At 48.9% G+C, this 24,709-nt stretch carries 23 protein-coding genes and 1 pseudogene; 12 read left to right on the top strand and 12 right to left on the bottom strand.

The window, feature by feature from the left end; genetic code table 11:
- Positions 1-67: 67 nt before the first annotated feature.
- The 3 genes from BGE37_RS20665 (at position 68) to BGE37_RS20655 (ending at position 3,134) form a co-directional block, all read left to right on the top strand.
- Positions 68-778: a GntR family transcriptional regulator gene (locus BGE37_RS20665; RefSeq protein ID WP_000829805.1), complete on the top strand. Its 711-nt coding sequence runs from the start codon at positions 68-70 to the stop codon at positions 776-778.
- A gap of 7 nt (positions 779-785) precedes the next feature.
- Complete coding sequence (locus BGE37_RS20660) at positions 786-1,769, top strand: sugar phosphate isomerase/epimerase family protein (RefSeq protein WP_105277534.1); 984 nt, start codon at positions 786-788, stop codon at positions 1,767-1,769.
- 99 nt (positions 1,770-1,868) lie between these two features.
- Positions 1,869-3,134: an MFS transporter gene (locus BGE37_RS20655; RefSeq protein WP_000956330.1), complete on the top strand. Its 1,266-nt coding sequence runs from the start codon at positions 1,869-1,871 to the stop codon at positions 3,132-3,134.
- 90 nt (positions 3,135-3,224) lie between these two features.
- Here the strand turns inward: BGE37_RS20655 and ompL are convergent, their stop codons facing one another.
- From ompL to yihU, 9 genes are all read right to left on the bottom strand, one after another.
- Positions 3,225-3,917, bottom strand: coding sequence for a porin OmpL (gene ompL, locus BGE37_RS20650; protein ID WP_105277533.1), 693 nt, complete (start codon positions 3,915-3,917; stop codon positions 3,225-3,227).
- Between the two features lie 67 nt (positions 3,918-3,984).
- A complete protein-coding gene (locus BGE37_RS20645) occupies positions 3,985-5,388 on the bottom strand; it encodes an MFS transporter (protein ID WP_105277532.1) in 1,404 nt (467 codons plus the stop codon).
- A 40-nt stretch (positions 5,389-5,428) separates the two neighbouring features.
- On the bottom strand, positions 5,429-6,814 hold the full coding sequence (locus tag BGE37_RS20640) for an MFS transporter (protein WP_105288391.1): 1,386 nt from the start codon (positions 6,812-6,814) through the stop codon (positions 5,429-5,431).
- 45 nt (positions 6,815-6,859) lie between these two features.
- Entirely contained in the window at positions 6,860-8,896 is a 2,037-nt protein-coding gene (gene yihQ, locus BGE37_RS20635) for a sulfoquinovosidase (protein WP_105288390.1), read from the bottom strand.
- A 107-nt stretch (positions 8,897-9,003) separates the two neighbouring features.
- Entirely contained in the window at positions 9,004-9,879 is an 876-nt protein-coding gene (locus BGE37_RS20630) for a sulfite exporter TauE/SafE family protein (protein ID WP_105288389.1), read from the bottom strand.
- A gap of 60 nt (positions 9,880-9,939) precedes the next feature.
- Complete coding sequence (locus tag BGE37_RS20625; protein WP_123057341.1) at positions 9,940-10,842, bottom strand: aldose-1-epimerase; 903 nt, start codon at positions 10,840-10,842, stop codon at positions 9,940-9,942.
- A 118-nt stretch (positions 10,843-10,960) separates the two neighbouring features.
- On the bottom strand, positions 10,961-12,202 hold the full coding sequence (gene yihS / locus BGE37_RS20620) for a sulfoquinovose isomerase (RefSeq protein WP_000870914.1): 1,242 nt from the start codon (positions 12,200-12,202) through the stop codon (positions 10,961-10,963).
- A gap of 15 nt (positions 12,203-12,217) precedes the next feature.
- Entirely contained in the window at positions 12,218-13,096 is an 879-nt protein-coding gene (yihT, locus tag BGE37_RS20615; protein WP_001046461.1) for a sulfofructosephosphate aldolase, read from the bottom strand.
- A gap of 23 nt (positions 13,097-13,119) precedes the next feature.
- On the bottom strand, positions 13,120-14,016 hold the full coding sequence (gene yihU, locus BGE37_RS20610) for a sulfolactaldehyde 3-reductase (protein ID WP_105277529.1): 897 nt from the start codon (positions 14,014-14,016) through the stop codon (positions 13,120-13,122).
- Between the two features lie 167 nt (positions 14,017-14,183).
- On the opposite strand from yihU, the gene yihV reads away from it, so the two are divergent.
- The 9 genes and pseudogenes from yihV to BGE37_RS20560 all read left to right on the top strand — a co-directional run bounded on the left by yihV (position 14,184) and on the right by BGE37_RS20560 (position 22,026).
- Positions 14,184-15,080: a sulfofructose kinase gene (gene yihV / locus BGE37_RS20605; RefSeq protein ID WP_105288387.1), complete on the top strand. Its 897-nt coding sequence runs from the start codon at positions 14,184-14,186 to the stop codon at positions 15,078-15,080.
- Between the two features lie 33 nt (positions 15,081-15,113).
- Positions 15,114-15,899, top strand: coding sequence for a DeoR/GlpR family DNA-binding transcription regulator (locus BGE37_RS20600; RefSeq protein ID WP_000059678.1), 786 nt, complete (start codon positions 15,114-15,116; stop codon positions 15,897-15,899).
- 98 nt (positions 15,900-15,997) lie between these two features.
- Positions 15,998-16,597, top strand: a complete 600-nt coding sequence (yihX, locus tag BGE37_RS20595) for a glucose-1-phosphatase (protein WP_032304198.1) — start codon at positions 15,998-16,000, stop codon at positions 16,595-16,597.
- The gene (locus BGE37_RS20590; RefSeq protein WP_032185608.1) at positions 16,591-17,463 is read left to right on the top strand and encodes a virulence factor BrkB family protein; all 873 of its coding nucleotides are present in this window, start codon (positions 16,591-16,593) and stop codon (positions 17,461-17,463) included. The genes yihX and BGE37_RS20590 overlap by 7 nt, the downstream gene beginning before the upstream one ends.
- Entirely contained in the window at positions 17,460-17,897 is a 438-nt protein-coding gene (dtd, locus tag BGE37_RS20585) for a D-aminoacyl-tRNA deacylase (protein WP_000560983.1), read from the top strand. Before BGE37_RS20590 ends, dtd begins: the two co-directional genes overlap by 4 nt.
- A gap of 44 nt (positions 17,898-17,941) precedes the next feature.
- The gene (fabY, locus tag BGE37_RS20580) at positions 17,942-18,883 is read left to right on the top strand and encodes a fatty acid biosynthesis protein FabY (protein ID WP_001297068.1); all 942 of its coding nucleotides are present in this window, start codon (positions 17,942-17,944) and stop codon (positions 18,881-18,883) included.
- A gap of 415 nt (positions 18,884-19,298) precedes the next feature.
- Positions 19,299-20,186, top strand: a pseudogene (locus BGE37_RS25685) (hypothetical protein); the annotation flags it as partial.
- Between the two features lie 12 nt (positions 20,187-20,198).
- Complete coding sequence (locus tag BGE37_RS25680; RefSeq protein WP_231347623.1) at positions 20,199-21,113, top strand: transposase; 915 nt, start codon at positions 20,199-20,201, stop codon at positions 21,111-21,113.
- 694 nt (positions 21,114-21,807) lie between these two features.
- Positions 21,808-22,026: a ribbon-helix-helix domain-containing protein gene (locus BGE37_RS20560; RefSeq protein ID WP_032185613.1), complete on the top strand. Its 219-nt coding sequence runs from the start codon at positions 21,808-21,810 to the stop codon at positions 22,024-22,026.
- Positions 22,027-22,241: 215 nt separating this feature from the next.
- Here BGE37_RS20560 and fdhE read toward each other — a convergent pair whose 3' ends face one another.
- Genes fdhE through fdoH form a run of 3 tightly spaced genes read right to left on the bottom strand, consistent with a single transcriptional unit; the run spans position 22,242 to position 24,702 of the window.
- A complete protein-coding gene (gene fdhE / locus BGE37_RS20555) occupies positions 22,242-23,171 on the bottom strand; it encodes a formate dehydrogenase accessory protein FdhE (RefSeq protein ID WP_000027715.1) in 930 nt (309 codons plus the stop codon).
- Positions 23,168-23,803 carry a formate dehydrogenase cytochrome b556 subunit gene (gene fdoI / locus BGE37_RS20550; protein ID WP_000829013.1) on the bottom strand — a complete coding sequence of 212 codons (636 nt, stop codon included), beginning with the start codon at positions 23,801-23,803 and terminating at the stop codon, positions 23,168-23,170. Before fdoI ends, fdhE begins: the two co-directional genes overlap by 4 nt.
- Complete coding sequence (gene fdoH / locus BGE37_RS20545) at positions 23,800-24,702, bottom strand: formate dehydrogenase O subunit beta (RefSeq protein ID WP_000331377.1); 903 nt, start codon at positions 24,700-24,702, stop codon at positions 23,800-23,802. Before fdoH ends, fdoI begins: the two co-directional genes overlap by 4 nt.
- Positions 24,703-24,709 lie beyond the last annotated feature (7 nt).

Below are 24,709 nucleotides of genomic sequence, written 5' to 3'. Positions count from 1 at the left end.
TTAATTGCTTTCTTTTTTGGCGTAAGCGTAAGATGCCTCATCTGGTTTAAACCAAAAGGATTAAACAATGGCGGAGAATCAATCCACCGTAGAAAATGCAAAAGAGAAACTGGATCGGTGGTTGAAAGATGGCATCACCACGCCGGGTGGAAAACTCCCTTCAGAAAGAGAGCTGGGAGAGTTGCTGGGCATTAAACGTATGACGTTACGCCAGGCGTTGCTGAACCTTGAGGCAGAATCCAAAATTTTCCGTAAGGATCGTAAAGGGTGGTTCGTGACTCAGCCGCGATTTAATTACAGTCCGGAGCTGTCGGCGAGCTTTCAGCGGGCCGCAATTGAGCAAGGGCGGGAACCTTCCTGGGGCTTTACTGAGAAAAGCCGTACCAGCGACATTCCCGAGACGCTCGCGCCACTGGTTGCAGTGACGCCATCAACTGAACTCTATCGCATTACCGGCTGGGGGGCGCTGGAAGGACATAAAGTTTTCTATCACGAAACATATATTAATCCTGAAGTTGCCCCAGGTTTTATAGAGCAACTTGAAAACCACTCATTTTCTTCAGTCTGGGAAAAATGCTACCAAAAAGAGACGGTAGTAAAAAAACTGGTTTTCAAACCCGTAAGAATGCCGGGTGATATCAGTAAATTTCTTGGCGGTTCAGCGGGCATGCCTGCGATCTTAATTGAAAAACATCGCGCTGACCAGCAAGGCAATATTGTCCAGATAGATATTGAATATTGGCGATTTGAGGCCGTGGATCTCATCATTAATCTGTAGGTGTTTTATGGTGACAATAAATAACGCAAGAAAGATTCTACAACGTGTCGATACTCTTCCTCTTTATTTGCATGCCTACGCTTTTCATTTAAATATGCGGCTGGAAAGAGTATTGCCAGCTGATTTACTTGATATTGCGAGTGAAAATAATCTGCGAGGCGTAAAAATTCATGTTCTGGATGGCGAACGTTTTTCTTTGGGCAATATGGCAGATAAAGAACTCTCTGCCTTTGGCGATAAAGCCCGCCATCTGAACCTTGATATTCATATTGAAACCAGCGCTTCAGATAAGGCATCTATTGACGAAGCCGTCGCCATTGCGTTGAAAACCGGGGCATCGTCCGTGCGTTTTTATCCGCGTTATGAAGGTAATTTACGCGACGTATTATCGATCATTGCTAACGATATTGCCTATGTTCGGGAAACGTATCAGGACAGCGGCCTGACCTTTACGATCGAACAGCATGAAGATTTAAAAAGCCATGAACTGGTGTCGCTGGTCAAAGACAGTGAGATGAAATCACTTTCCTTACTGTTTGATTTTGCGAATATGATCAATGCGAATGAGCATCCCATAGACGCTTTAAAAACGATGGCACCACATATTACCCAGGTCCATATCAAAGATGCCTTGATTGTTAAAGAACAAGGTGGCCTGGGCCATAAAGCCTGTATTTCAGGTCAGGGTGATATGCCATTCAAAGAGTTATTAACACACCTTATCTGCCTTGGCGATGAAGAACCGCAGGTGACAGCGTATGGCCTGGAAGAAGAGGTTGATTATTATGCTCCGGCGTTCCGCTTTGAAGACGAAGATGATAATCCGTGGATCCCTTATCGCCAGATGAGTGAAACACCACTGCCAGAAAATCATTTACTGGATGCGCGGTTACGTAAAGAAAAAGAAGATGCAATTAATCAGATAAATCATGTGCGTAACGTACTACAACAAATCAAACAAGAGGCAAGCCATCTTCTGAACCACTCATAAGCTTTAACTCATCCGCTGTTAATAAAAACCATTCCATAAGAATGGCCGGTATCTTATTGCCTTTAGAACAGTGATTTTCAAAATCGCTTAGGGGATGTTATGCTCACGAAAAAGAAATGGGCGTTATTTAGTCTATTAACACTGTGTGGCGGTACAATTTATAAATTACCGTCGTTGAAAGATGCGTTTTATATCCCGATGCAGGAATATTTCCATTTGACCAATGGTCAAATTGGTAATGCTATGTCGGTAAACTCATTTGTCACCACAGTGGGCTTTTTTCTGTCTATTTATTTTGCCGATAAACTACCGCGCAGATACACCATGTCATTCTCCCTCATTGCGACGGGATTACTGGGTGTTTATTTGACGACAATGCCGGGGTATTGGGGCATCCTCTTTGTCTGGGCGCTATTTGGCGTTACCTGCGACATGATGAACTGGCCTGTCTTGCTCAAGTCGGTAAGTCGACTGGGCAATAGCGAACAACAAGGTCGTTTGTTTGGCTTCTTCGAAACAGGGCGTGGAATTGTCGATACTGTGGTGGCATTTTCTGCGTTGGCAGTATTTACCTGGTTTGGCAGTGGCTTGTTGGGCTTTAAAGCGGGTATCTGGTTCTATTCCCTTATTGTGATTGCCGTGGGCGTTATCATTTTCTTTGTACTCAATGACAAAGAAGAGGCACCGTCCGTGGAGGTGAAAAAAGAAGACGAAGCATCGCAAAACACCAGTATGACTTCGGTGCTGAGAGATAAAACCATCTGGCTTATCGCTTTCAACGTCTTCTTCGTTTACGCGGTTTACTGTGGCCTGACATTCTTCATTCCATTCCTGAAAAACATCTATCTGCTGCCCGTTGCGCTGGTGGGTGCTTACGGCATCATTAACCAATACTGTCTGAAAATGATCGGTGGACCGATTGGTGGCATGATTTCAGATAAGATCCTGAAATCGCCGAGTAAATATCTATGCTACACCTTTATCATCAGTACCGCTGCGCTCGTACTGTTGATTATGCTGCCGCACGAAAGTATGCCGGTCTATTTAGGGATGGCCTGTACATTAGGCTTTGGCGCGATAGTCTTTACACAGCGAGCCGTATTTTTTGCACCTATCGGCGAAGCAAAAATTGCTGAAAATAAAACAGGCGCGGCGATGGCGTTGGGTAGCTTTATCGGTTACGCCCCGGCGATGTTCTGCTTCAGTCTGTATGGTTACATTCTGGATTTAAATCCGGGGATTATTGGCTACAAAATCGTGTTTGGCATTATGGCCTGCTTCGCATTCTGTGGTGCGGTGGTTTCCGTAATGCTGGTTAAGCGTATTAGCCAACGTAAGAAAGAGATGCTGGCGGCTGAAGCTTGATTAATGGCCGGATGTGTTTAATCCGGCCAATGAAAACCGTATCAACCGTAGGCCGGATAAGGCGTTTACGCCGCATCCGGCAGTTTCACATCAGAAGAAATACTTCGTCCCGATACGAATCTGGTTTTGCTCGCGGTGGTATGGTTCTATATTACGATCTAACCAGCGTAATTCGAAATAAGGCAGCCAGTGTTCATTAATACGGTAACGGAAGGTATTAGTGATTTCCCAATGATGATCTTTTCCATTGCTGCTATTAAAGTCATTTACGCGTATGAAATAATGTGGCTCAAATGTATAGGAGAATTTCTCGGTGATTTTAAAATTCCAGTAGGTACCAATTTCATAGGTGTCATTATTATCCAGCTCCCCGTTCAAATCTGTTGAACTATAGTTATTATGGTTATAGCGATTTCGCACTGTCAGATTAAACCATGGTACAAATTTATAGTTGACGTCCAGATATACTGCACCACCGGAACCGGTGCTTTTATCATTAATTAAGCCACCGGGTTGGATGGTTAATTTATCGGTTGGTTTGAATAAAGGATACCAACCTTCAATTTCATTGTAGCCATGTTTAAGCTCATCTTCTCTCTGAAAATTATAGGTATTGGTTAACATGATACCCGCGCCCATATCGAAGTTATAACCTACACGTAGCATAATTTCTGCCTGATCGGAGGCGAGATTATATGCCTCCCTGTTTTCGACGTATGCGCCAGCAAATACCGAGGCAGAGGTCAGAGAAGATAATAAAATTATTGCATTAATCTTTTTCATAATAAGTCCATTTTTTTAACGTAGGGGGGCCGCCACCCATCAGGATGGAAATAGCGGCTATTGACATTTATAACGTTACGGAAGCAGTTTTTTCTTTTGTCTCAATCTCTTTATTTTTACGTTGGTTGATGTCCTCAATAATTAACGCAAAACGTTTTTCATTGAGCGTGTAAAAGAATCCCATCGTCAATGCAGCAATTATCGCCAGCGCACAAGGCCAAATAAAAATGAGCTGACGCAAACCCTGTAATGTTGCATCGCTTTGCGCGATGTTGGGAACATAACCGATTTGCGTCAGCATAATGCCTGGCAAGAAGCCAGCAAGTGCGGCTGAAATTTTACGAAAGAAGGTATAACCGGTATAAACAGAACCTTCGGCACGAATACCGGTTTTCCATTCACCATAATCTACGGTATCCGGTACCAGCGCCCAGTTCAGGCTGTTTACAAAGGCCGTACCAAAAAAGGCGACACAAGAGAACATGACGAAAGTGAAAGAGTTACTGCCCCAGAAATAATTCAGGATATCCCCCACCGCCCACAGCACCATGCCAGCTAAATAAACCTGTTTTTTACCAAAACATTTTACAGTTAATGGCACCAGCAATACGCCGATGAGGATGCATCCCATACTGAAGAATCCCATCCACGACAATAAATTAATATCATTCAGCACATACTGGGTGTAATAGACCTGAATTGCCAGTTTGATATTAAATGCCGCCAGGGTACACAGGTTAGCAATGCATAAAACCAGCAATGGCGGATTACGAAATATCGCGCAAAATGATTTGAGAATACTGGCTTTATGTCCGGTTGGCGTTGCGTCCACATAATGCTCTTTGACGCCTCTGTAGCACAGCATCATAAAAATAAAGCCGCCAATGGAGAACATCAGTGCCGCGCAGGCGTAACCGACGGTGGGGTCAGAAAATAGCGACTGCAACGGAATAAACGCCACGGTACAAATCAATAGCCCTATGGTGGCTCCTCCTTGTCGATAAGCTGCGAGCTGCGCGCGCTCATTGGGGTTTTTGGTAATGGCCGGGATCATCGCGCCATACGAGCAGTTCATCAGACTGTATGAAAGTCCAAACATCATAAACAGCGCGGTGGCAATCGTCGTTTTAACCGGCAAACTAAAGGTGGTGGCGATAAACTGGAGCGTTGCAATTAACGCCGCCGGAACCGCTGCATATAAAATAAAGGGACGAAATTTGCCTTTAGGCCCAATATTTTTCCGCGAGTCGAGTAAAAATCCGGTGAGCATATCGGTAAACGCGGTAAAGAATTTCGCCACCAGAAAGATAATCCCGCCATAGTAAGCAGGCATCCCTAATTCATCGGTATAAAATTTGAGGAGATACAGAGTGCCGATGCTAAGCATTAAATTCGAACCGACGTCGCCCATGCCATAAGCGATTTTTTCCCGCAGATTCAGTTTTAATGTCAGTGGATTATGGTCAGACATAATCACTCCTTATAACGCCCCGCAGGGCGTTGTTTATTATTTATGCCGTGCGTTTACGGGCTTCTATTTCTTCAACAATGCGGACGTACATTTTCTCGTTCAGACTGTAGAAGCAACCCATCGCCACAATGGTGACTACCGCCAGTGCGCTTGGGTAGATGAAGATCAGCTGGCGTAAACCTTCGATGGTATGGTCAGCCTGCGCCACGTTTGGCACATAGCCGATTTGCGTCAGCATCCAGCCTGGGAAGAAACCTGCCAGCGCCTGAGATACTTTGCGAAAGAAGGTGAAGCCGGTGTAGACCGCACCTTCCGAACGAACGCCGGTGCGCCACTCGCCGTACTCGACGGTGTCAGAAACCAGCGCCCAGTTCAGGCTGTTAACAAACGCTGAGCCGAAGAACGCCAGGCAGGAGAACGCCACAAAGCTGACCGAGCCGCCGCCGAAGAAATAGTTGAGCAGATCGCCCAGCACCCAGATCAGCAGACCGCCGATATAGACTTTCTTCTTACCAAAACGTCTGACTGCACCAGGCATCAGGAACACGCCGATGAAAATACAGCCCATGCTGAAAAATCCCATATATGACAACAGGATGGGATCGTTAAGCACGTACTGGGTGTAATAGACCTGAATGGCGAGCTTGACGTTAAATGCCCCTAAGGTACAGAGGTTAGCAATGCACAAAATGAACAGCGGGCGGTTACCGGCAATCGCACGGAAAGATTGCAACAAGCCTGGCTTTTGCGCCGGATTTGCAGGTTGGGTTTCGACATAACGCTCTTTCACGCCCGAGTAGCAGATCCACATAAACAGCAGGCCGAACAGTGAAAATAGCGTGGCGGCGAAGATATAGCCAAGTTGCTGATTACCCTCGATAAGATTCATAACCGGCACGAATCCCACCGTACAAAGCAGCAGGCCCAATGTAGCGCCACCCTGACGCCATGCCGCCAGTGATGCGCGTTCGTTGGGGTTTTTGGTAATAGCGGGGACCATTGCGCCATAAGAGCAGTTCATCATGCTGAAAAACAGCCCGTAGAGCATAAACAGGATAGTGGCCATCACCGTTTTACCGGTGACATCAAACGGTGTGCCGACAAAGTTGGCGATCGCCAGTAAGGTGACCGGGAATGACGCATACAGAATAAAAGGACGGAACTTACCTTTTGGACCGATCTTACGCCGGGAATCGAGCATGATGCCGGTACCCATGTCGGTAAAGGCGGTAAAGAATTTCGAGATCAAAAAGATAATACCGCCATAGGTGCCGGGCAGCCCCAGAACGTCGGTATAAAACTTCAAAAGATAAAGCGTGCCGATATCCAGCAGGATGTTAGAGGCCAGATCTCCGATACCGTAAGAGAGTTTCTCTTTAAAGGGCAGACGTAAAGTAGCAGGATCTTCCGTTGTGATGTGACTCATCGTTGTTCTCCCTTTGCCCGTGAGTTTCCCCACGGGCGGACGTGATTAGATGCTTTTTAACGACGCGAACAGTACCGCCCATTCGCTATCGGCGCGATAAAAGACCGGCGGTTTACCGATGGGCGCATTAACGGTAACTTCCTCGCCCTGGAACGCTTCACCTGTCCAGGCGTGGACCCAGTTATCCTCCGGCAGATAGAGCGTCCAGTCGCTACGGCCTTGTTCATGCACCGGAGCGACCAGAATGTCGCGGCCTAACAGGTACTGATATTTCAGGGTGTAGGTCTGCGCATCGTCTTCGTAATGCAGGAACAGCGGGCGCATAACCGGCAGGCCGGACTTCGCATTCAGCGCGACGGCCTCTTTCAGGTAAGGTTTCAGGGTGGTGAAGACGGTGGTCATACGGGCAAAATGGGCAATAGTTTCCGCGTCGCCGTCAAACTGCCAGTTGTCGCCCGGACGGTTGCCTTCGTGGGTGCGCATCATCGACGTGAAGGCGCTGAAATCGCACCAGCGCAGCAGCAGCTCTTTGCTGCGCTTCATCTCAAACAGGGTGGTGTAACCGCCAATGTCACTGTGATGCAGGCCATGCCCGGTCATCGCCAGCGAGAGCGCCGCCGGAACAACCGACGCCAGGCCATCGTCCAGACTCCAGTCGACGTTCTGGTCGCCCGCCCACATCATGGTGGAGTATTTCTGGCTACCGGTAGAACCGGCGCGCATAAAGAAAAGGATCTCGCCAAGCTTGCCCGTTTCTTCAAGGGCTTCGTAGTTACATTTCGCCCACAGTGCGGGCCAGGCGTTATGCATAATTTCGGCGCTAACGCCGTTATGCAGATACGTATCGGTCGGCAAATATTCGCCAAAATCTGCCATCCAGCCGCCGCAGCCCAATTCGATCATGTTTTTCTTGATGACCTCTTTAAACCAGGAATAGGCTTCAGGATTGGTCAAATCGACAACGCCGCCGTAAAACTCCCCAAATTCCACCAGATAGTCACCGCCAGAGGCATCTTTTGCCAGATAGCCATGTTGCGCCGCTTCTTCGCAGAGATCTTTATCGCTGGCAACATACGGGTTGATGTAGGCGAGGAACTGCACGCCTTCTTCTTTCCATTGCTTGATGCGGGAATCTAACTGTGGGTAGTTTTCACTGTTCCACTTCCAGTTCCACATCACACGTTTGCCAAAAGAGGTCATACGGATCCCGGACCAGTCCTGCGCCCAGATGCCGTTGACCTTCACGCCCGCGTTACGCATGGTGTCCAGTTTCTTCTGACACACTTCCGTCCCACCCTGAATGCCGAGCGTTACCCCGTCATAAATCCAGTCGGGCAGTTCTGGCTGACGTCCCAGCAGGGCAGTTAATTTTTCCAGCAGGGAGATGTATGTATCAGCACATTCAAAACGCAGCGTTGCTTTGTCTTCCCACAGCGCCAGTTCATGGTATTCCGGGGCACTAAAGTCGAAGTTCATATAGCAACTGTTATCAACATGGCAGTAATACTTCTGCGTGCTGACAAAAGTAGGCTGCGGGAAGAAAGTCCAGTAATAGTCGCCGCCCGCGTTCTCTTTGCAGTCGGCCTGCCAGGTGACATAGGTTTGTTTGTTGCGACCAACGCCTTGTTCACTGGTCCATAGCGGGAACGGTTTGCCGCGCAGATCAAAGTAGGAGAATTGTTCGCCGCAGCCGTAGATATGGTCCTCTGGTTGTGCGGCAAGACGCAGCCAGATGCGGTTGTGGTGATGGTTGTCGTTTTGTAGTTCCAGCAATAAACGGCCCTGATCGTCGGCAGAGATACGCAGCGTGGCGCTAATGTCAGAACCACGGCTGAAATGGATTAACCAGCCATCCGGTGACTGGCTGACGATGGCGTCGGTGAGCGCAATCTTCTCCTGCAATTTATCTTTAATGCTGAAATTACCGCGGAACATATCGATATCCGCTATACCTGAGCCAATCGATAAGCAAGGATTATCTTTGCTATGGATTAAAATAAGACGGTCTTGAAAACGTAGAGTAAAACTGTCGTTATTCTGATGAAATTGAAAATCTAATAACTGTGGGCGTGGCGTATCCATAAATAATCTCCATAGAGTATAAAACTAATATTTCATGCCATCCTGTTATTACAGGTTTCATTAATCAAAGAATGTGTGCGGGTATAAATTAAAACCCGCGCAAGTGATTATTTACTTTCTTCAGCTCGGCGGATTGCAGCCACTTTTTTACCAAATGCCAGTTGCAGTATAACTAACAAGGTAAACGGAGGCAGAAGTGCGGCAGCGGCGGGAATTCCCAACGCACCTTTTATCAACATAGAACCGGAGGCAATCAACAATAAAAAGACCATCACACGAAACACTTTGACCGAAATGCGTTTATGCACATATTGTCCAATCAGTGAACCGAGGATCATGGTGGGAATACAAAACAGCACCAGTTTAAAGATAGAAACAGTCAAAATTCCGCTGGTCGCCAGCCCGCCGATCACCGCGATGTTGTTTGCGGTGAAGAAGGCGTTCAGTGTGCCGCGAAATGCCGCCGGACCTAAGTTACGCAGCATCCCGTAGATAACCATCGGCGGCCCGTTGGTTGAGAACGCCGCGCCTAATGCACCAGCTACTGCGCCGATAGGTGCGGCGATCCAGTTACGGTCATAAATCGGCAGGCGAGGAATAAACATGCTGTAAAACGAGTAAAGGATAAGGAATCCGCCTAAGCCCACTTTCATAAAATGGTCGGGTAAATACGACAGCGCATATAAACCGACGGGTATTCCCAGAAACGAGAAAATAATCAGTACCATTGCCGATCGCCAATCCGTTTCTTTACGTGACAGCCAGGTGGCGTACAAGGCGGTTGCGGTGCCGACAATTACCGAAAGTGGTGTTGCCATTTTTACGGGGAGCATTAACGTGACGAGCGGCATGGTGGTTAAACCACCGCCAAATCCCGCGCATATCCCCACAAAGGTATAAAGAAACATTAACGCGATAACGATACATACCACGCTTGTTTCCACCATGGCCCCATCCGGCGAAAATAACGTAAAAAAGTCCATAATATTTCCTGTTGTGTAAATACAACCCTAAACAATGATCCCGTTCTTTTCTTAATAAAATTAATTGTGCTGCCCGTGAATATTAAAAAACAGGCGGTGCGTTTTTCCTGGTTCCAGTAATAATAAGTCGATACCTGAATTAAAGGCGTTAGGCGGGCAACTCATAGGTTCAACTGCCAGTCCCTGACGCTGTGATTTTTCGCCGCTATAAACCTGCACCCAGGGTTGATCGGAACAAAGACTCACCGAAAGTGCCTGCTGTGGATGGGTAATGGTCATTTCCCACAGATCATTAGCGGTTTTAAAGGTATGGTCTATTTTTGTCGCGGCTATTTTTGTCGCCCGCGTGAAATTTAAATTCAGCTCATCAACGTGGTGAAGCGTTGTCGGATTTGCGTGCTCATCGACGGCATAAACCTGTTCTGCCGGAAGCTGGAAAAGATAGTCATCAACAGATGTTAAGTTGCAGGTTAAATAAGGATGAATACCCACACCATAAGGTGCGGTCACAGTACCAATATTCTGGCTTGCGATCTCAACGGAAAGGCCCGTGCGAGCATTGAGCGAATAAACAACCTGCGAAGCCAGCATAAACGGATAGCCGTAACTGGGCGGTAGAAAAGCTGTCAGGGTAACGCTGGTGGCGGTTAATTCGCTAATTTGCCAGTCTCGCCAGGCAAGCAGCCCGTGAATAGCGGCTTTTGAACTATGTTCATTAATGGGTAACTGATATTCCTGTCCCTGATAGCGGTAACAGCCGTTGGCGATCCGGTTCGGCCACGGAATAAGCACTTTACCCAGATGCGCCAGCGGCATCTCTTCGGGTTTGTGCGGGATGACTAAATGACAACCCTGAAAAGTTAATTCAGCCAGACCAGCACCAACCGTCACGATAGTCGCGTGATAATCCCCCGCGGCAAGTGAAACGGTTTGTCCACTGCAATGCATGTTGGTGATTTGCATACGAGGCACCTTAATTAAAAAACGGCATACAGCCTCCCATGAGGCTGATGTCAAACCAAAAAACTGCGCCGGGCGGTCCCCTCTCCCCTTTGGGGAGAGGGTTAGGGTTTTCAGTCAGTTATTTGGCATTCACGTCCAGCAGACCCGCCGCAACTGCCGGAGCCAGGCCTGGCGCTAACGGGATACGCGGGATCACCAGGCAATGCAGCAGGTGATAAATATCCTGTTTACCGTCCCAGACTTTGGTGGTGACCTTATTGTCCGCATCCAGCTCCTGCCACCAGGAACCATTTTCATAGTCCATCAGGTACTTAATGCAGTAGTCCCACCATGTCTGATACCAGGTTTCGTACTGGCGATCGCCGGTAACGGTGTAGAGCGCGTAAGCCGTACCCATCGCTTCGACGATAGGCCAACGCACACGTTCGCGGACCACCGGTTTGCCTTCCCAGTCAACGGTATAAACAATCCCGTCGGCACCATCGGGCGCCCAGGCATCGCGCACGGTAGCGTTGAACAGACCTTTGGCATCTTCTAGCAGCCATGCTGGAGGTTGTTCGCAACGGGCTTCCAGGGCAGCGTGGATATGCAGCATTAAACGGCCCCATTCGATCCAGTGGCCCGGCGTGCCTCCGAATGCGCGGAAGCGGTGCGCCGGGTTATCTTTGTTGTAATCCGGCAGCGGATTCCACTGGGTATCGAAGTGCTCGTTAACGCGATAATGATTATTTCTGGCGACGTCGTGGATAATGACGGAAGCCACGCGAATCGCGCGATCCAGCCATTTTTTGTCATGCGTTACGTCATAAACAATCAAGAAAGCTTCCACCGCGTGCATATTGGCATTGCCGCCGCGGTACTCTTCGGTTTTGCTGAAGGCTTCGTCCCAGGATTCCAGGCACATCTGCTCTTCTTCGCTCCAGAAGTATTTCTCGATAATTTCAATGGTGTAATCGAGCAGCTTACGCGCTTCCGGGTGACCCGTTGTGACAGCACTGGCGGCACCCAGCAGGGCAAAGAAATGTTGATAGCCCTGTTTGGAGGCATCCACCACGCCCTCGTCATTGACACAGGCATACCAGCCGCCATATTTTTTATCGCGCAGTGCGCCGTTCATGGCTTTGATACCATGATCAACCAACGAGTAAGCGCCAGGTCGACCCATCGCCGCAGCAACGGAATAAACGTGCAACATACGGGCGGTGATCCACAGATGGGTGCCCATCTCTTCTTTGATTTGCCCTTTATTGCCTAACCAGCCAAAGCCAGTCGGTACTACGGAATTTTTACCAAAATCAAAGATGCGATCGGTTTCCTGTTCCAGCCAACGGTTGTGACTTAAGGTGTTAAACCATTTCATTTTTGTATCCTCATCTTAACGGCGTTTAGCCATCATTTCGTCGACGATATCGCCAAGTTGTTGTAATTTCGGTGCGCAAACGTCACGCAGCATCAGTTCGTTGTCTGGTAAACCGACCACCGATGCCCAGACGGCCCGACCGGCCAGGAAGCCCGATGCGCCCGCCGTCATCGCCACGCGCACGGCACGCGGGAACAGTTTTTCGTCAACGCCGGAAGAGAGGATCACCCACGGCATATTGATATGGTCATTCAGACGTTGTGAAGCACTGAGAAGCTCTTGTTGCGGACCTTTTCCGTAAAGCGGCATTTCAACTTTGTAGAGGTCAGCGCCACTGTCGCCCAGCTCTTTGGCGGCATCGATGATCGCTTGTTCGCGATCGAATTTATCGCCACGACGCGGTGGGCGGACGACTGGCTCAATAATGCTTACCAGACCGTGTGAGTGGCACAGTTCGTTGAACTCTTTCACCATATCCAGGCGTTGCTGCGCATCTTCATCACTACGCCACAGCACCAGTAGTTTCAGGGCTTTGCCACCGTCTTGTTTGATTTGTAGCGGGTTGATTTTGCGGTCAATGACTACGCTATCTACCGGAATACCGTTGCCAGGGATGAACTCATCGGCGGCGACAATCATGGCGCAACTTTTGGCAATCGCGTTTTGCTCAACCACCTGGCGGTAGCAGAATTGTTGATCTACCAGAATCGCCGATGCATAAGGTGAAAGCGTCTTCGCGGCGTTAACTTTGAAATCAGTTAAAACGCTATCGGCTACTGGAGCGGGTGCGCCAGCCGCGGCAAACATCATGCGCATGGCTTCGCGCTGATCGACTGCCAGCATGGCAAAACCGCCCGATGCGCGCGTAATGTCGTTGATGGTGTACTTATTCATTCATTTATTCCTTTATCCAGTCGTTACATTTTTACTTTGGCAGTCATCCCGGCACTGACACGGACCTGCTCCAGAATGGCGGACCAGTCCTGGCGACCGCGACCCGCTGCGCGCGCCTGGCTATAAACCTCCCGTGAGGCGGCCCCCAGTGGCATCGGCACATGCAACTGGTTGGCGACATCAAGGGCGATGCCAAGATCCTTATGGGCAAGATCGATCATGAAGGCGGGAGAAAGATCTCCGCTGAGGACTTTGTTCGGCCAGGAAGTGGTGAAGTGGCCTTTACCGGCGGCAGTACCGCTCATTACCTTGACGGCAACATCGAAGGGAAGATTGAGGGCTTCGCACAAAACGGCAGCTTCTGCCGAAAGCGCATTGAGCGCGATACTCATATAGTTGTTGATGAGCTTAACGCGGATCCCCATGCCCGGACCGCCCGCGTTGATCAACTCGCTGCCCATCGCCATCAGGATCGGCGTGGCGCGTTCAACTTGTTCAGCAGTGCCGCCAGCCAGCAGTAGCAGAGTACCGGTAATGGCATTTGCGGAAGTACGGCCAACCGGAACATCCATCATGCTGAAGCCTCTGGCCTGCATATCAGCAATCAATTTATCGGTTTGCAGCGGGTGGATGGTCGACATATCAATGACCAGCGCATCGGAAGATAAGCTCTCACAGACACCGTTTTCACCGAACAACACGTGACGCACCAGATCGCCATTCGGCAACATGGTAATGATAAATTCGGCACCTTTAGCGGCCTGCGCTGGGTTAGCAGCGGGAGTCGCCCCTTTGTCTACCAGATGCTGTACGGCTTCGGCATTCACATCGAAGACGCAAAGTTGATGCCCTTGCTGCAATAAATTGCTCGCCATTGGCGAACCCATTTGTCCTAAACCGATAAACGCGATTGCTGCCATAACCCTCTCCTGAATACAGTGATGTCACTTTTTGTCATTTATGACATGCCTTGCTTGTCTGTTTTTGATCGTATTTGTAATTTATCGTCAAAAAATTGACAGCCGTCACTTTTTAAACAATTGGTGAAATTAAAATGAACGCATCCCAAAATGCTTAAGGAATGACCATGATTCGTGTTGCTTGTGTAGGAATTACCGTGATGGATCGCATCTATTACGTGGAAGGGTTGCCGACGGAGAGCGGTAAGTACGTGGCAAAAAATTATACGGAAGTTGGCGGCGGGCCAGCGGCTACAGCAGCAGTTGCGGCGGCCAGACTGGGTGCGCAGGTCGATTTTATTGGTCGCGTCGGTGACGACGACACGGGCAACAGCCTGCTGGCAGAGCTGGAATCCTGGGGCGTTAACACCCGTTACACCAAACGGTATAACCAGGCGAAATCTTCGCAATCCGCCATCATGGTGGATGCCAAAGGCGAGCGAATCATCATTAACTATCCCAGCCCGGACCTGCTGCCTGACGCAGAGTGGTTGGAGGAAATTGATTTCTCTCAGTGGGACGTGGTGCTGGCAGATGTACGCTGGCACGACGGCGCGAAAAAAGCCTTCACCCTGGCCCGGCAGGTGGGCGTGATGACCGTGCTGGACGGTGATATTACGCCGCAGGATATCAGTGAGCTGGTGGCGTTAAGCGATCATGCCGCTTTTTCAGAACCGGGTCTGGCGCGGCTAACGGGCGTGAAAGAGATGGCGAGTGCCCTAAAACAGGCACAAACGATCACAAATGGACATGTCTATGTTACTCAGGGCAGTGCAGGCTGTGACTGGCTGGAGAATGGCGGGCGACAGCATCAGCCAGCTTTCAAAGTTGATGTGGTAGATACTACCGGTGCGGGCGATGTTTTTCACGGCGCATTGGCGGTGGCGCTGGCAACAGGTGGAGATTTAGCGGATTCCGTCCGCTTTGCCAGCGGTGTGGCGGCGTTAAAATGCACGCGTCCCGGTGGGCGTGCCGGGATCCCTGACTGTGATCAAACCCGATCTTTTTTGTCACTTTTTGTATAAAATGCCAGGGTGATGGTTTTTCGAGGAATTTTCATGAGCCTTACCGAACTGACCGGTAACCCGCGGCACGACCAACTCCTCATGCTGATCGCCGAGCGTGGGTATATGAATATTGATGAGCTGGCAAATCTGCTGGATGTTTCCACGCAGACGGTCCGCCGGGATATTCGTAAATTAAGCGAGCAAGGGCTGATCACGCGCCATCACGGTGGCGCGGGTCGGGCCTCCAGCGTCGTTAATACGGCGTTCGAACAGCGTGAGGTTTCGCAAACTGAAGAGAAAAAAGCGATTGCCGAAGCGGTGGCAGACTATATTCCTGATGGATCGACAATATTTATCACCATCGGTACGACTGTCGAACATGTCGCCCGGGCGTTACTTAACCATAATCATTTGCGGATAATCACGAACAGCCTGCGTGTGGCGCATATTCTGTACCACAACCCGCGCTTTGAAGTGATGGTGCCCGGCGGTACGTTGCGCTCTCATAATAGCGGGATCATTGGCCCTTCAGCGGCTTCCTTTGTGGCCGATTTTCGGGCTGATTATCTGGTAACAAGCGTTGGGGCGATTGAGAGCGATGGCGCGTTGATGGAGTTTGATGTAAACGAAGCTAACGTGGTGAAAACGATGATGGCGCACGCGAGAAATATTCTGCTGGTCGCCGATCACACTAAGTATCATGCTTCGGCGGCGGTTGAAATTGGTAACGTGGCACAGGTCACTGCGCTCTTTACCGACGAGCTGCCGCCCGCTGCGCTAAAATCACGCTTACAAGACAGCCAAATTGAAATCATCCTTCCCCAGGAAGACGCGTAGAATTTTGTGACCGTTGACCTTGCTTCATACCTGACCACATAGCCAAACCCATCCTTTCCCGCTACAGTTAATTTCTTGTGGCGCGAAAGGAGGCAAAAATGCTCTATATCTTTGATTTAGGTAATGTGATTGTCGATATCGACTTTAACCGTGTGCTGGGAGCCTGGAGCGATTTAACGCGTGTTCCCCTGGCTACGCTTAAGAAGAGTTTCCACATGGGCGAGGCGTTTCATCAGCATGAGCGTGGGGAAATTAGCGACGAAGCGTTCGCAGAGGCGCTGTGTCATGAGATGGCTCTACCGCTAAGCTATGAGCAGTTTTCCCACGGCTGGCAGGCGGTGTTTGTCGCGCTGCGCCCGGAAGTGATCGCCATCATGCATAAACTGCGTGAGCAGGGGCATCGTGTGGTGGTGCTTTCCAATACTAACCGCCTACATACCACCTTCTGGCCGGAGGAATACCCGGAAATTCGTGATGCTGCTGACCATATCTATCTGTCGCAAGATCTGGGGATGCGCAAACCTGAAGCACGAATTTACCAGCATGTTTTGCAGGCGGAAGGTTTTTCAGCCAGCGATACGGTCTTTTTCGATGACAACGCCGATAATATAGAAGGAGCAAATCAGCTAGGTATTACCAGTATTCTGGTGAAAGATAAAACCACCATCCCGGACTATTTCGCGAAGGTGTTATGCTAAAAAACATTCAGGACAAAGCCAGGCACCGTACCCGTCCGCTATGGGCCTGGCTAAAACTACTCTGGCAACGCATTGATGAGGACAATATGACAACCCTGGCAGGTAATCTTGCCTATGTGTCGTTGCTCTCATTAGTGCCGCTGGTTGCCGTTGTTTTTGCGCTTTTCGCCGCGTTTCCCATGTTTTCGGACGTCAGCATTCAGTTGCGTCACTTTATTTTTGCCAACTTTCTGCCTGCTACTGGCGATGTTATCCAGCGATATATCGAACAGTTTGTCGCCAATTCCAACAAAATGACCGCCGTCGGGGCGTGCGGGCTGATCGTCACAGCATTATTGCTGATGTACTCCATCGATAGCGCATTGAATACCATCTGGCGCAGTAAACGAGCGCGACCAAAAATTTACTCGTTTGCCGTGTACTGGATGATTTTAACGCTGGGGCCGCTGCTGGCAGGGGCCAGTCTGGCGATCAGCTCCTATCTGCTCTCTCTGCGTTGGGCAAGCGATCTCAATACTGTCATTGACAATGTGCTGCGTATTTTTCCGCTGTTGTTGTCGTGGATCTCCTTTTGGTTGCTCTACAGCATTGTTCCTACCATTCGCGTACCTAACCGCGACGCGATTGTCGGTGCGTTTGTCGCCGCACTCCTGTTCGAAGCAGGAAAGAAAGGTTTCGCGCTTTATATCACCATGTTCCCGTCATACCAGCTCATTTACGGCGTGCTGGCGGTGATCCCCATTCTCTTTGTCTGGGTCTACTGGACATGGTGTATCGTCTTGCTTGGCGCGGAAATTACTGTCACTCTCGGGGAATACCGCAAACTAAAACAAGCAGCTGAACAAGAAGAAGACGACGAACCATGATTGCATTAATTCAACGCGTAACCCGTGCCAGCGTCACCGTGGAGGGAGAAGTGACGGGCGAAATTGGCGCGGGACTTTTGGTGTTATTGGGTGTCGAAAAGGATGACGACGAACAGAAAGCAAACCGTCTGTGCGAGCGCGTGCTTGGCTATCGCATCTTCAGCGATGCCGAAGGCAAGATGAATCTCAACGTGCAACAGGCGGGCGGCAGTGTGCTGGTGGTTTCCCAGTTTACCCTCGCCGCAGATACCGAACGGGGGATGCGCCCAAGTTTCTCCAAAGGCGCATCACCGGATCGCGCAGAGGCGTTATATGACTATTTCGTCGAACGCTGCCGTCAGCAAGAGATGAACACGCAAACAGGACGCTTCGCTGCGGATATGCAGGTATCGCTGGTCAATGATGGCCCCGTAACATTCTGGTTGCAGGTATGAGCCAGCTTCCAGGGTTGTCACGGGAAACAAGAGAGAGTATCGCTATGTATCACCTTCGGGTTCCACAAACAGAAGAAGAATTAGAGCGTTACTATCAGTTTCGCTGGGAAATGTTGCGTAAGCCCCTGCATCAACCGAAAGGTTCGGAACGCGACGCGTGGGATGCGATGGCGCATCACCAGATGGTCGTCGACGAGCAGGGTAATCTGGTGGCGGTAGGCCGACTGTATATTAATGCCGACAATGAAGCGTCCATTCGCTTTATGGCCGTTCATCCCGACGTGCAGGACAAAGGGTTAGGAACGCTGATGGCGATGACTCTGGAGTCGGTGGCGCGTCAGGAAGGTGTTAAGCGCGTGACCTGTAGCGCCCGCGAAGACGCGGTGGAGTTTTTCGCCAAGCTGGGGTTTGTTAATCAGGGAGAAATCACCACGCCAACCACTACGCCGATTCGCCATTTTTTGATGATAAAACCTGTCGCCACTCTGGATGACATTCTGCATCGCGGCGACTGGTGCGCGCAGCTGCAACAGGCGTGGTACGAACATATCCCGCTAAGCGAAAAAATGGGCGTGCGCATTCAGCAATATACCGGGCAAAAATTTATCACCACCATGCCGGAAACCGGCAATCAGAATCCGCACCACACGCTGTTTGCCGGGAGTTTATTCTCGCTGGCTACGCTCACCGGTTGGGGGCTTATCTGGCTAATGCTGCGCGAACGCCACCTCGGCGGAACCATTATTCTCGCTGATGCGCATATCCGTTACAGCAAACCAATCAGCGGTAAACCACACGCGGTAGCCGACCTCGGTGCCTTAAGCGGCGATCTCGACCGTCTGGCGCGCGGACGTAAAGCACGGGTGCAGATGCAGGTCGAAATCTTTGGCGACGAGACGCCGGGGGCGGTGTTTGAAGGCACGTATATCGTTCTGCCCGCGAAGCCATTTGGCCCGTATGAAGAGGGCGGGAACGAAGAAGAGTAGCTGATGGAGAGGGGCGGTGCTGCCTCTCTCATTCTTTCAGGTCATTTACATCAGCCCCTGACTATTCCGGTTATATTGAATAAGAACTCCATAAATTTTTATTCTTCGTTGGCTCCATACGTGTCTTGCTACATCACTGTTCAGGAGCATTTAAATATTATTTGTAGAGCCGAGTGGCAATTATCGCCGATAATGCTTAATTCATCATCTTAGTTCAGGTTTGAGCGATTTTTGATAGTCAAAACCCCCTCTGGTGCCATACTTTTCTCATAAATATTTTTAAAATCTATAGCTAACAAACATTATGCAAAGATAATGGACTGGCGTCATTGTCAGTATCATTCATTTACTGCTTCTGGATGTTGTAAATAATTATGTGGCATGTTTGCTCTTAAACCGTGGGAAGGAGGCTGTAATGGTTGCCAATATTAATCTCATTAAACAAGAAAGTTATTCTATTGTTAATTTAGAAAAACAACTAACGAGTAATGAATCACCGAAGCAAACGCTATTAAATCATTTTTCACTTTGCCTTAAAATGGAAGGTGAGGAGCAACTGTGCGATTGTGTTAACGAACTGAAACTCGGGTTGTCGAGTAATAATGAATATGACCTGTTCAAAAATAGAGAAACCTCACTGTGGAAACGCAAAGTACCAGAAAGCGCAGCGCTGGCAATGACGGGAACAGTATATAAATTATTTGGTAGTCGCTTACTCAACGCCCGCAATCAGTTAGATAAAAACCTCCTCGAAATGGCTATGCAAATGGTTTATGGCAAAGATATGGTGACAAAGTCAGGGGATATATTGATTGATATACAATTAAATAAGGATGGCAGCCTCCAGAGTAAGCACTACACATTTGATGTAGGTGAAGTTATAAACAGTTATAATATTGACCTCTTTGTGAATGCCTCGAGTATTAATCAAACTTACTTACATGATAAAAACCCTGGTGACGTTATTAGCCTATATGGCACTTTAGATAACGTTCCTCTTGTAGTAAAGGAATGCACCGGTAAAAATCATCAAATTAACGTTAAAGCCAAATTGCCACAAGAACGAAGTGAAAAAGTTGAGGATATGTGTGAAAGAATGAGAGGTGACATCTCTATGTTTAATCACAACACAAAAACAGCTGGTAATATAGAGCATAATTTGCGGCTAAGTTTTCTCGTGGATTCACGGCCGTCGATCACAAATAAATACTCAGCCAAAGATGTAGGGCCAGATATACTTGCATTACCCGTCAACGTATATCGGGCAGATTTTAAAATTAAAATCAATAACGAAGTAGAGAAGGCTTCGTCAATTGTGTTATGTGCTGTGCAAAAAAATCTCCATGCAGCAAGGAAGGTTCTTAGCGGGATAATAGGAAATGTGCCAAAAAATAATAAACCAAAAACAATCATTTTTGATTTGCGTTTTCTTAGTGCAATTAAGCAGAAAGTTTTTTTTGGCAATGAAAAACCGTTGTTTGTAAAACATACCGCAATGATGAGGGAGGCATGCCAGGATTTACCGCAGCCAGTGGAATATATTCCTTTAGACTGTGAAGCGCATAGTCATCGCAGCGTCGCCTTTGCCAAAACCGTGGTTGCACCTATCATGGTGACAGGTGTGGGCGCTGCTTTAATGTATGCAACATCATCAGGCCCGTATTATGCGCAAAGTATTTCTGACTCTCCGGATATCGAGATGATAAAAAATCGTATGGCTGGATTATTTAACCACATGGGTAATTCTGTACAAACAAAATATCGGCCGGTTTTTAATAAATGGAATGAATTGGTAGATAAATTAAACCACGAAAGAAATACAGTACCGTTTGCGTGTTTGACCACCATTTTAGCAACAGCGTTAAATGAAACCCCTGAGGGGGATACGAATGTTGCCGTTGTGATGGGGTGTAAATCTGCGAAAGATCGCACGATATCCATTGTTCTTGGCAACTCGATGTTGCAAACACTCATTGAAAAACGCCTCGCCTATGGTGGAGAAATTGAAAACCTTTTTGATCAACAGGGATATTTTAGTTGCGAGTCATTAACAGCTGAAGAATTAATGATGTTAAAAGACCTTTTTGATATTCGAGTTCTTCATCTCTCTAACAAATTTAATGTTGGGTTGCAAGGTAATATCAACACGGATGTTTTACAAGATTCGTTTTTTAAAAATGTCGATTTCATTCATGAATCTAACTCGTATACCGTAGGGATGGGAGTCTGAAGAGTAAAACTCATTTGAATTACCAGAATTCGGCCAATGCATTGCAAAAATGACATACAAAGAGAGAAGTGTGCAGGCACTTAGCCGCGAGGGGCATGGTTATGCCATACAGAAAGCACCAGCATTCAGAACTCCTGTGAAAGCGGCATAGTGCCGCCTGCTCAGGAGTTTTACTATGACCCGTAATCGTGCTTAACGTTACCATCCTATGATTCGATTAAAAAAACTCACCGTCGCGCTGATGATTGACGTCAATGCTATCGGATGATACCGGGGTGTTCCGGAAGGAATTCCTTGTTTCCCGAACTGTTACCCACAAAATTATAACGACGAGCAAGTAAAGACCGGTTGGTGGCAGCATTGACCGGTCTGTGATGGATGTTAAATTTCACCTTAAATCCTGGTGCTGTTAGGATGCTGACGTTTTTCGGGTACACCATTCAGATTATGCAAATGAAGACCCAATCAAAAAATAAATATCCCTGAATATAATATATTTATAGCACCCATATCTCATCCTGGGCGATAACCAAACCATTTTTGATTAACAAATGAAACAACTGCAACGTTCTTATTATTTCTGGAAAACGTCTCGCAAAAACAAAACAGCATGCAAAAATCCGCTTTTTTTAAATGATTTTTCGGCGTAATTTTCGCACATACATTAATGAGTAATATATGTAAGGTATTGGTAATGGTGATGAATACGGTTTTTCTTCATTTATCAGAAGAGGCAATTAAACGGCTGAACAAGCTTAGGGGCTGGCGTAAGGTTTCACGATCTGCAATTTTACGCGAAGCGGTAGAGCAATATCTGGAACGTCAGCAATTCCCGGTGCGTAAAGCAAAGGGAGGCAGGCAAAAGGGGGAGACAGTGGGTGTCGATGATCAGTGTAAGGAGCATAAGGAATGACAAAAAATTTTTTATTCTTGAATATAAAAAACCAGATGTCCTTATTCTGGTATTAATACAAGGTTGTTTTACTTGAACTTATAATAACTGCAATTGTTACATCGTATCTGGAAAACGCCTCGCAAAATACGAGAGATTTTGCGGGAATAGCAGGTATCGTCACACCCTATGAGCTGTAATCCGGGCGACCTGCGCCACCCGGAAAACGTCAGAGATTACTCCCCTTCACCCGGAAACAGGAACGGGTTGATGGAACTGCGGGCGTAGCCTTCTTGCTCCATTCGCGCATCCAGTACCAGAGAGGCGAGGTCATCTGCCACGGCTTCAACTTTCGGCTCTTTTTCCTGATAAAGAATCTTCAGGTAAGTGCCGCAGTCATCGCAGCTTTCGGCTTTAATCGCGGCCTGTTCGTCATCCAGCGACCAGTAATGCAGTTTGCCGCTCTGTTCACAATTGCTGCATTTTACGCGCACTACGTGCCATTCGGTTTCACACAGGTTGCAGTGCAGATAACGCAGCCCCTGAGTGGTGCCAATTTGCACCATGCTGGACACCGGCATAGAACCACAAACCGGGCAATATTGACGTTGTTCGCCATATTCAGCGCGGGCTTTGCCGGGGATCAGATTGGCCATCTGCGCCCAGTAGAGCGACAGTGCGGCCCAGATAAACGGCGCTTTATCGCTGCTGACGGACGAGAAATCAGAGGCGAACAGCGCGCTGGCCATATCTTCCAGCTCCTGGCTTGATGCCTTCTCCAGATTCTCAATCACTGCCAGCGCGGGGCCGCTCATTTCAGGTTTCAGCTCAGCAATCATTGCCATCAGCAGCTTTTGCCAGTGCTTATCACGCGGCAAAACGTGAATATCCAGCGGTGGCTTGCCCTGTGCGCTGGCTTCTTTAATGCGCGCGGTCAGATCCATCTCCAGCGGATGGTCGTACAGCACCACTTCCTGGGCGTGGGCGATAAGCGCAGCAAAACGCAGGTAATCACCCAGCGGATTATTTTCTGCCAGCTCGCGCAGACGCTCGGCGCGGCGGTTGTATAAATTTTTGAGCCGAGGGAACAATAACGGCGGAATCATATCCGCCGTACGTTTCTCGCTCGAACCCAGCTCATCTTGCGGGATTATGCGAATACTCATTCAGCTTTCTTTTCCGTTGTCTTGCGGACCTCACGGTACCAGCGTGGGTGATGTTTCTTCGCCCATGCGCTAGTAACCCATCCTTCCACCATGGCGGTAATCGTGCCTTTCACCCAAAGGGCGGCGTAGATATGCACCATGATAACCACAATTAACGCCACTGCGGCAAATGAATGCAGCATTAACGCGAATCGGATCACCGGGATTGAGAAAGCAGGCGCAAAATAAGGACGCCAGATAATCACGCCGCTCACCAGCAGCAGAACCAGGAAAATAATCGCCGCCCAGAAAACGCATTTCTGACCGAAGTTATAACGCCCGGTATCACCTACTTCCTCGTTGACGACGATCTTACGAATATTCTTCGCCCAAAAGATATCATCCCGATTGATTAGGTTGTGATGCCAGTAACGGAAAAACATGATGATGAACGAGGCAAACATAACCACGCCGACAAACGGGTGCAGAATGCGCGCCAGCTGCGGTGTGCCCATGATTTGCATCAACCAGTTGAAGGAAGGGAACAAAAAGCCCAGCCCGCTCACCGCCGCCAGGATGAAGCAGAAGGCGGTGATCCAGTGGTTGATACGTTCCGGCGCGGTGTAGCGCACGATGGTGTCACGTCGTTTCATTTGCGCTCCTCGTCTTTCTCTTCGTGCAGATTATTCTCTTCCTCATCCGCACGGTTCGGACCGACACCCACGTAGTGGAAGATACTGGCTGCGAAGGTAGCCGCAAAGCCAACAGCTGCGAGCGGTTTCCAGATGCCTTTCCAGAATTTCACGGTTTCGCTGATTTCCGGGTTCTCCGGCAAGCCATGATACAGATTTGGCTTGTCAGCATGGTGCAGCACGTACATAACGTGTGTACCACCCACGCCTGCCGGATCGTACAGACCCGCATTGTCGTAACCGCGAGTTTTCAGCTCCGCCACGCGCTCGCTCGCCAGCGTTTTCATCGACTCTTTCGTACCGAAGTGAATCGCGCCCGTTGGGCAGGTCTTCACGCAGGCCGGTTCTTGCCCAACCACCACGCGGTCAACGCACAGCGTACATTTATAAACGCGGTTGTCTTCCGGGTTGAGGCGCGGAATGTCGAACGGACAGCCCGCAATGCAATAACCGCAACCAATGCACTGCTCGGACTGGAAGTCGACGATACCGTTGGCATACTGAATAATTGCCCCTTCCGCCGGACACGCTTTCAGGCAGCCTGGATCGGAACAGTGCATACAGCCGTCTTTACGGATCAGCCATTCCAGTTTGTCGTTCTGCTCCACTTCCGAGAAGCGCATCACCGTCCACGATTTGGCGCTTAAATCATTGGGGTTGTCGTACACCCCAATGTTATTGCCGACGGTATCGCGAATGTCGTTCCACTCTGAACACGCCACCTGACAGGCTTTACAGCCGATACAGGTGGTGACGTCGATGAGTTTCGCCACTTCTTCCTGGAAGTCCCGCGCCTGAGGCGCGGGGGTCAGACCGTTAGTCGCGGAACGACGAATGATATCTTGAGATTGATAAGCCATATGTCGT

Origin of the sequence: Escherichia sp. MOD1-EC6300 (genome assembly GCF_002965045.1) — a bacterium.
GTDB lineage: Bacteria > Pseudomonadota > Gammaproteobacteria > Enterobacterales > Enterobacteriaceae > Escherichia > Escherichia coli_F.
Note: the sequence above shows the minus strand (reverse complement) of the source record. Positions and strands in the feature narration are given on the sequence as shown.